We start from the raw sequence: 642 nt of genomic DNA on the forward strand, positions 1-642 counted from the left end.
CCGGCCCTTCCTCGACAATTTCTCTCCCCGATGGAGTAACGAAGCGTGAGGACGATCGACGACCTGCAGGTCGCCGGGCACCGGGTGCTGGTCCGCAGCGACCTGAACGTGCCGTTGGACCGTTCCGGTGACACCCCGCGCATCACCGACGACGGCCGGGTCCGCGCCAGCGTCCCGACCATCGCCGCACTGCTGGACCGGGGCGCCCGGGTGGTCGTGAGCTCGCACCTGGGCCGGCCGAAGGGCGAACCGGACCCGAAGTACTCCCTGGAGCCGGTGGCGGGTCGGCTCGCCGAGCTGCTGGGCCGGCCGGTGGCGTTCGCCGGCGACGGCAGCGGTGACATCGCCGGTGCGCATGCCCGCGAGGTGGTCGCCGGGCTCGGGGACGGCGAGGTGGCGCTGCTGGAGAACCTGCGCTTCGCCGCCGGGGAGACCAGCAAGGACGCGGCGATCCGCGCGGCCTTCGCCGACGAGTTGTCGGCGCTCGCCGAGTTCTACGTCGGGGACGCCTTCGGCGCGGTCCACCGGGCCCACGCCAGCGTCGCCGACGTCCCGAAGCGGCTGCCGCACGCCGCGGGCCGGCTCGTGCTCACCGAGCTGGAGGTGCTCCGCCGGCTCAGCAGCGACCCGGCGCGTCCCTAC

General features: G+C 74.1%; 1 protein-coding gene. It reads left to right on the forward strand.

The genetic code is table 11. From position 1 onward, the window contains the following. Positions 1–45 precede the first annotated feature (45 nt). A partial coding sequence (gene pgk, locus ACY45C_RS13580) for a phosphoglycerate kinase (protein WP_462187976.1) occupies positions 46–642 on the forward strand: 597 nt, incomplete at its 3' end.

The organism is Frankia sp. CcWB2, assembly GCF_977927585.1.